At 50.2% G+C, this 7779-nt stretch carries 6 protein-coding genes and 1 pseudogene; all 7 read left to right on the top strand.

Annotated features, from left to right (window positions below):
- The first annotated feature begins 21 nt into the window (after positions 1 to 21).
- The 7 genes and pseudogenes from H6F94_RS33520 to H6F94_RS06125 all read left to right on the top strand — a co-directional run bounded on the left by H6F94_RS33520 (position 22) and on the right by H6F94_RS06125 (position 7306).
- A pseudogene (locus H6F94_RS33520) lies at positions 22 to 434 on the top strand (DJ-1/PfpI family protein).
- Between the two features lie 47 nt (positions 435 to 481).
- Positions 482 to 934: a VOC family protein gene (locus H6F94_RS06150; RefSeq protein WP_190801349.1), complete on the top strand. Its 453-nt coding sequence runs from the start codon at positions 482 to 484 to the stop codon at positions 932 to 934.
- Positions 935 to 1328: 394 nt separating this feature from the next.
- Positions 1329 to 1439, top strand: a complete 111-nt coding sequence (locus H6F94_RS33515; RefSeq protein WP_396426421.1) for a helix-turn-helix domain-containing protein — start codon at positions 1329 to 1331, stop codon at positions 1437 to 1439.
- A gap of 651 nt (positions 1440 to 2090) precedes the next feature.
- On the top strand, positions 2091 to 2597 hold the full coding sequence (locus H6F94_RS06140) for a DM13 domain-containing protein (RefSeq protein ID WP_190801347.1): 507 nt from the start codon (positions 2091 to 2093) through the stop codon (positions 2595 to 2597).
- Between the two features lie 148 nt (positions 2598 to 2745).
- On the top strand, positions 2746 to 4179 hold the full coding sequence (locus H6F94_RS06135; protein WP_190801346.1) for an NAD(P)/FAD-dependent oxidoreductase: 1434 nt from the start codon (positions 2746 to 2748) through the stop codon (positions 4177 to 4179).
- 122 nt (positions 4180 to 4301) lie between these two features.
- Positions 4302 to 4829: a MauE/DoxX family redox-associated membrane protein gene (locus tag H6F94_RS06130; RefSeq protein ID WP_190801345.1), complete on the top strand. Its 528-nt coding sequence runs from the start codon at positions 4302 to 4304 to the stop codon at positions 4827 to 4829.
- A 170-nt stretch (positions 4830 to 4999) separates the two neighbouring features.
- Positions 5000 to 7306 (top strand): glycosyltransferase family 2 protein, encoded by a 2307-nt coding sequence (locus H6F94_RS06125; protein ID WP_190801344.1) that lies wholly within the window; start codon positions 5000 to 5002, stop codon positions 7304 to 7306.
- Positions 7307 to 7779 lie beyond the last annotated feature (473 nt).

Here is a 7779-nt window from a genome sequence, read left to right as displayed (position 1 = left end):
CAGGAAGAAGCAATCAAAGCATTGCAATTTCCAGACTGGGGAGACGAGTTTCCAGTAAATAGATTTCTGAGTGAGGCGCGTTCTAGTGAGTATGATGCGCTTTATATTCCAGGTGGCATCGTTAACCCTGACCTGCTTCGCATCAATCCAGATGCTGTTCAGCTTACTAGAGCATTTTTGATGCAGGCAAGCCAGTTGCAACCATGTGTCATGGTCCCTGGATGTTGATTGAGGCAGATGTGGTTAAGGGACGCACTGTCACTTCGTGGGCTTCTCTTCAGAAAGATTTGATGAATGCGGGAGCAAGCTGGATTGACCATGCCGTTGTAATTGACAACAAACTAGTCACTGCTCGTAATCCTGCAGATATCCCAGTATTTGCGCTAAAAGTTATTGAGATGTTTGCAACGGTAGCGGCCGACGTCACCGTGTGACTTGAGCAATCGAACACTCAGCATGTAATCCAAAAAGGAGTATGAGAATGCAACTCAATCATGTAAATCATGTTGGCGCTTCTGTTCGTAACCTCGATCGCTCGATCGAATTTTATCGAGATCTCACAGGCGGTGAATTAGAGTTTGTCAATAATATGTATGGTCCTGGATTAGCAAGGGTCATGGGAGACGAGGGGGCGCGAGTCCGATTTTGTCTGATCAAGTTGGGCAACACCGTTCTCGAACTGATTGAGTGGCAACAACCGCAAGGGGCAGACAATACACGCGCCGGTGCAGACGTTGGCTCAATTCATATTGCCTTTGAAGTTTCAGACATCCATGCTGTTTATGAGCAGTTGACAGCAAAAGGCATTCAGTTTCTTGCTCCACCCCACACTTTCACAGACGAAGACAATTCGCCAGGGCTCAAGGGTGCAACCTTTGCATACTTCACAGATCCCGATGGCATTGGTCTAGAACTGTTTCAGCCAGCGACTTAATGCCTATTTGTCGTCAAACACCGCTGCGCGATCGCTCCTACAACTGAGACTGAGGGGCGATCTCGGCATAACAACATTACGGCAAACAAGGTCACTGCACAAACGCAGCAAGTAGTCAGCTTAGCCTCCAAGATGATCTGTGTCTAGTGAAGATCGCTAGCTGTCAGGTTATTGACAGAAACGTGCTTGTGAGATGGCCCTGTGAGAACACAACGTCCGCTTCCAGAAGTTATACCAATTCTCCAAATAGAGACGACAGATAGTGTAAAACTTGTGTAGAGTTCAACCATAGGATATGGCAGGAATTTACAAACTATAGATTCAAGAAAGTGAAGATGACCCCAAGCAACTGCTGAGCCAGCAAAAAACAGCATCTGGCAAAGAACAGATTTAATTGTTGTACCTATTGAAAAGCCAGCAAGCGAAAACTGTGCAGGAGGCCGCTTCTGTGTTGGGACGGAACCGAGCCACCTTACAGGAATGGCTGCGTGCCTACCGAGCATGAGGCTTATACGAGTTGCTCAAGCGCAAAGCTCGCTCAGGTCGTCCCCGTGCGATTCCTGCTTGGGCCGAAGCCTCTCTACAACAACGCCTGCAGGAACCGCAAGGCGCTGAGAGCTGTCAGGCCATTTGTGACTGGTTAGAGACTCAGTGGGGTTCAAGGCAGAGTACGAAATAGTGCACAGATATGGTTGAGAGCACCAAGGAGATGCCTCTCATTGTGAATTGGACATCCTCTAAGTATGAAAACCATTAAATTCTTACACACATGCTGAACAGTATATTTGCAGATTGACAAAACCTTCTTGACTTTGAAGTGAGGTAATGTCTTAGGCGATTTAAGTTTAGATTGTCGCTAACCTAGCCTCTAACTAAATTGGAGCCGAAGCTCTTACTGGCTGGAGCAACCTGGTTGCTAGATGGTTGTTTGAAATCCTGGAAATATGCTGGCTCTGGCTTCAAGCTTCTTGAGAATGAATTGGTGTGATATTGGCTATTTCAAAATTCACAACTAAAAAGAATTCTGTTCCACCATCTTTAACAGGATTCTAAGGGAAAATTCATCTTCAAGTGGTTTGCTTAAGTCGAGAAGCTAACAAGCCTAGAAGGATCTAGATCCTGGCGTTAGCGAGCACCATTTAAGGAATTACGCTCAATGAAGTTGATCCCTCTGCTCCTGCTCGGTTTTGCTGCTTTTTTGACCCCTGTCCTTTCAAGTCCAGGCCATGCCTTCGGGGAACGGGAAGCTCTTCCCCCTGCGGCTAGAGATTCAGAACTTGTTGCTCAAAGCCAGATTACTGCTCTGATGACAGGAACCTTTGCAGCAGCAGAAAAACCAACTGCTGGGACGGTTCGGATTGTACGCCAGGGTGGGCATCGCTTTTTGGAGTTGAGCTCTGCATTTAGAACTGATACAGGTGGGCCGGATCTGCATGTCCTCCTGACGACTGCTGATCGGCCGCCCCAATCCTACAGTGCTACAACTTCAGGGAGCTATATCAACTTAGGCAAATTGCAGAGCTACAGCGGTACGCAGCGCTATCCAATTCCTGACTCAGTTAACCTGGCGAATTTCAAATCGGTCTCTGTTTGGTGCCGCATGGCTAATGCAACTTTCGGCTACGCGCTGTTGCGTCCTGCGAGCACCGCCAGTGCTCAGTAAAGCCTGACCTCAATTGCGGCGGCTTCTGTTTAAGGACCGTGTAGCGGTGTTCACAGGACAGAAAGCCGCTGTGATTCTAAAAGGCGCAACTCTATGTGTGGACCTGCTCTCCCTGGATTGAGCGCTAATGTGAATGAGGACCTAACACTTGAAGCAAACAGTCCATCCCACAGTCGTCCTAGGTGGTGGTTTTACAGGGCTATTTACGGCCCTACACCTGTGCCACCAGCGCTACTCTCAACCGATTGTTCTGATTGACCAGAAGGAACGCTTTATCTTCAAGCCTTTGCTCTATGAGTTTCTGAGCGGTGAGATGAGCACAGACCAGGTTTGGCCGCGTTTTGGTGAGCTTCTAAACTGCGAAGGCGTAACCTTTGTTCAAGACACGATTCAGACGATTGACCTATCGCAGCGACAGGTGAAGCTGACTTCGGGGTTGCGTTACACCTATGGCAACTTGGTGCTGGCGTTGGGTAGCACCGTTGGCTATTTCGGTGTCGAGGGAGCTAAAGAAAACTCGTTCCCCTTCCGAACTGGGGACGATGCTATGGCTTTAGGCGAGCACTTGCGCCGTTGTCTCCAACAAGCCAGTCAGCTCCAAGACCCTTTACAACGCCGTCGCTTGCTGACCGTCGCTGTCGTAGGTGCTGGTCCTGCTGGCGTGGAAATGGCAGCAACTCTGGCGGATCTATTGCCCCTTTGGTACAGCAAGCTAGGGGGGCTCCCTCAAGAAATTCAGGTAGTCCTGCTCAACCGCAGCAAAGACATTCTCAAAGGTGATGTGAACAGCCAGTTGCGGGATACGGCTTTGGCATCGCTACAACGGCGCACAGTCCCAGTGGAGTTGCGTTCAGAAGTGGCGGTGAGTGCGATTCGGCCTGAGCAGGTGGAGTACCAACGAAACGGCCAGCTCGAAATTTTGCCCGCAGCAACCACAATTTGGACAGCGGGCAATGCCACTCACCCTTTGCTCAAGGAGTTAGCAATCTCCAAGGCACACCGTAACACGTCTGGTCGGGTTCGGGTTATGCCTACCTTACAGATACCCGAGTTTCCTGAGGTATTTGCGGGTGGCGATTGCATTGCTCAGGAAGATTTTTCTCTGCCGTTGACTGCTCAAGTGGCTTATCAGCAGGGAGCTGCAATTGCTCGTAACCTGAAAGCGTTTTCCACAGGCAATGATCTACAACCTTCTGTCGTTCATCTGCGCGGCACCCTAATGAAATTAGGGCTCGGAGAGAGCGTTGCCAACCTCTTTGACCGAGTTGAGATTAGAGGGAGATTAGGACATCTAATTCGGCAGGGTACTTATCTGGAGTTGTTGCCTAATTCCGTACACAACTTCAAAGCAACTACCGAATGGTTAACCGATGAAATCTTCCAGCACCATAGTAATTCTGGGACCAAGAACCAGAAACCCTCTCAAGTGCTGCGATGGGCAGGTGGTGCAGTAGCAGCGGGTGTTCTGATGAGCAGCAGTCTATTGGTTTGGCGAGCCATTCAGCCTGCTCAATTTAGACAAGTTTGGCAGCCAACGGGTTTACCCGCTTTAGTGGATCAAGTGCTACCAGTCCAGAAATAATTGCAAGCTCAATTCATCGAAATTTAGTGTTGCAGACCTTGCTAAAGTCAAACTTTTAGTTCGCTAATTCAGCCCACTCAATCGCCGAACTGCCCTACCTTGCCCTAATTGGAGGTTCTGAAATGGCTGTTATGAATCACGAGCAGAGCGCCTTGTTAGACCGGCTGTTCTCACTCAAGACTGTAGTGACGACGACACGAATTCTCTTAGGCGTATTTTTTATACTTTCTGCAATTGCTAATACAATTCATTTCTATGATCAAGGCGGAATTCTTGAAACCTTGACTACTGCCAAACTACGTTTATGGGGATTTAAATTCGAAGGCATCGGGCCACTGCCAGCATTGCTTTCGCTGCCCTATGCTTACCTTCTAAGCCCAGTAGAATTAGCGGTTGGCTTCTTATTTCTGCTCAATCGTTGGGTCCGCTGGGCCGGTCTGGTCATGATGCTGCTGTTGTTCAGCTTCCTGCTAGCGTTTGGCTTTGTGGGACCTGACGGGCTTTTCCCAAACAATGCCCCTAGCTTCGACAAAAACTTCTTTCTCTTGACCTCTGCCTGGTTCTGCGCAGCTTATGACCATTATCTGCGAACTAAGCCACGTCGAGACCGCCTGAATGCTGCCGACTCTCTCGGATCCCTATCAAGATAAGTAGAGAATTTAGCGCCATTACCTATGACAGGGCAGCGAGTCAAAAACGTGCTTGGTTGCCCTAAAAATTAGACTCTCAGAATTTCAATTTATGTGCCTCTCTGCTCTAAACTTTTTGCTCTTTCTCAATTCAATGCTTTTCTAAGTTCTTTCTACGTTTTATAGAAAATATGGAAATTCCAGAGATGGACAGCCAGGGTTCTACTAGCCAAACCTTTCGGACCAAGAGATTGCGGTGGGCACTTCTAGCAATGCTGGCAGTGATCTTGCTAGCAGGTCTGGGGGTTCTGCTTCAGCTGAAAATGAATAACCAGACCTCAGAATTAATGGGCGGCATGGCTGCGATTACTGAGGTCAAGCCCTGGTGGCTTTCGGTATTGGAGCAGACAGCCAAACTTCTGACCCTGCCTGCGGTGGCGCTTCCCTTACTGACCCTGGCAATTATCCAAGCATCGCCTCAGCCCCGTTTCTGGTCGCGCTGGTTAGTCATCGGCCTGTTTCTGGTTTTGCTGCTGCGCTACGTAGGTTGGCGCTTCACGACCCTCAACTTGAGTGACTCTCTCAACGCCACAGTTAGCCTCGGGCTGTTCGCCCTAGAGATGCTGGTCGTGATTAACGGTGCAGTGCAGTGGGCATTGCTGCTGGCGGCCCGCGACCGCCGTTCTGAAGCGGATCAAGTTTCTCAGGTGGTCGCGTCGGGGCAGTTCACACCCAGCGTTGATATCCTGATTCCCACTTACGACGAGCCAGAATTCATTGTCCGGCGCACGATCATTGGCTGCCAGGCTCTAGATTATGCCAACGTGCGCATTTATTTGCTCGACGACACTCGCCGGCCTGTGATGAAGGCATTGGCTCAGGAGTTGGGCTGCGAGTACCTCACCCGTTCGGAAAACCAGCACGCCAAGGCAGGAAACCTCAACCATGCCATTCTCCTGACCTCGGGAGAGTTGATTGTCTGCTTTGATGCCGACTTTGTGCCCACTCGGAACTTCTTGACGCGCACCGTGGGGTTTTTCCAGGACAAGAGCGTGGCCTTGGTCCAGACGCCGCAGAGTTTCTATGCTGCCGATCCTGTTGCCCGCAATTTGGGGCTAGAGAGTGTTCTGACGCCGGAGCAGGAAGTGTTTTATCGGCAGATCGAGCCCACGCGTGATGGCACAGACAGCGTGGTCTGTGCTGGAACCTCCTTTGTCATGCGACGCAGTGCTCTGGAGGCAGTGGGCGGGCAGTTTGTGACTCAATCGCTGAGCGAAGATTATTTCACCGCAGTTCGTCTCTCTGCTGGAGGCTACAGGCTGATTTACCTGGATGAGAAGCTCAGTGCCGGGGCTGCTCCAGACAATATGGCTGATTATGCCTTGCAGCGCTTGCGTTGGGCACAGGGGACGCTCCAAGCCTTCTTTGTGCAAGACAACCCCCTCACGCTGCCGGGACTGCGACCTGTGCAAAGGCTCGCCCACTTTTCTGGAATCTTCCACTGGTTTACCAGCCTTTCGCGTGTGGGCTTTTTACTGGCCCCTCTGCTGTATTCGTTTCTGGGCGTGATTCCGGTGCGTTCCTCACTCATGGGCGTGTTGGACTATTTCCTGCCCTACTACTTGCTGAACTTGGTTGCCTTCAGCTGGCTCAATGGTCGCAGCCGCTCCTTGGTATTGTCCGATGTGTATGACCTGATACTCACCTTCCCGCTGTGTGTCACTATCGTTCAGACGCTGCTGAATCCCTTCGGTAAGGGGTTCAAAGTGACGCCTAAAGGCACGCAGAGCGACCAGATCAGCTTCAACTTCAATCTGGCCTGGCCGCTGCTGATCTTCTTTGTCCTGAGTGCTGCCAGTTTGTGGATGAACCTGAGCAACACAATTCTCTACGCTCAGGCAGGCAATGCAACGGGTCTCAAAGGCCTTGCGCTGGGCTGGGTCTGGAGCAGCTACAACGTGTTGGCACTCGGTGTCGCCTTGCTGGTGATGATGGATGTGCCTAAACGCGAGCGCTTTGAACGCTTTAACTTGCACCGTACTGTGAAGCTCAGGGTCGGCGACCAGACCTTTTGGGGGCAGACTGATAACCTATCTGAGTCAGGTGCGCAACTGGTACTGACTCAGTCTGGGGCACGGTCGTTGCTCAAACCGTTGCTCTTGCGCCAGCTGCCCCTACCGGTGGATTTGGAACTAATGGAAGAAGGTCTGCACCTGCGGGCCACGGTCACTCAGTTGGACAGCATGCAAGAAGAGGGAATGGCTGGTTGGGAGTCAGAGACCTACCCTCTGATTTCAGTTTGTTTCCAAACCTTGAGTCTGGCTCAACATCGTCAACTGGTGGAACTGCTGTTCTGCCGACCGGGCCAATGGCAGCACCGTCAGACACCCGGTGAACTTCGATCCCTGTTTTTACTCCTGCGCAGTCTGGTGCTGCCCTATGCTCTGACGAACAACTATGGCAAGCGGTTATCGGTCACCTCTGTCGCTAAAACTTGAGGTGCGAGACTTGAGCCGCAAGACCTAAGGCGAGAATGCTGGATGGTACTACAACGCCGCTAAGGGTAACAGTCCAGTAAGAGTGAGGCAATAAGGTTAGAGGGCCGTTAACTAATAGAAACAATTTGAGGCAACGGTCCAGAAGGGCCGTTGATTACATATTCAATAGAGCTGAATTTACCTTGGTTTTTGCTGAGAATTTGGATAGAAACCTGTAGATAAGGCCATACAATTTTAAGCTCAAGTTCTCAGGTAAAAATAAGATTTGGCACTAGTTTTTAGAGCCATAATTAAGCTTCTAAGATCAAAATATAGACAATCCAGACTGGAATGCCACATCTACAGTCCTGCTCATAAACTCAACGAAAGGAAGCCTTTATGTCTGAGAGTTTACTCCAGATGCCACCCGTCATTCTGCCTGAGGTTATACCCATTTTCCTACCTCAGCCCAAATTTAAGCTTGGTGAATCGGT

It is taken from the genome of Leptolyngbya sp. FACHB-261 (assembly GCF_014696065.1).
Lineage (GTDB): Bacteria > Cyanobacteriota > Cyanobacteriia > FACHB-261 > FACHB-261 > FACHB-261.
Note: the sequence above shows the minus strand (reverse complement) of the source record. Positions and strands in the feature narration are given on the sequence as shown.

Coding starts and splice junctions, on each gene's coding strand:
- H6F94_RS06150 (WP_190801349.1), top strand. CDS start 482: ATGCAACTCAATCATGTAAATCATGTTGGCGCTTCTGTTCGTAACCTC.
- H6F94_RS06140 (WP_190801347.1), top strand. CDS start 2,091: ATGAAGTTGATCCCTCTGCTCCTGCTCGGTTTTGCTGCTTTTTTGACC.
- H6F94_RS06130 (WP_190801345.1), top strand. CDS start 4,302: ATGGCTGTTATGAATCACGAGCAGAGCGCCTTGTTAGACCGGCTGTTC.
- H6F94_RS06125 (WP_190801344.1), top strand. CDS start 5,000: ATGGAAATTCCAGAGATGGACAGCCAGGGTTCTACTAGCCAAACCTTT.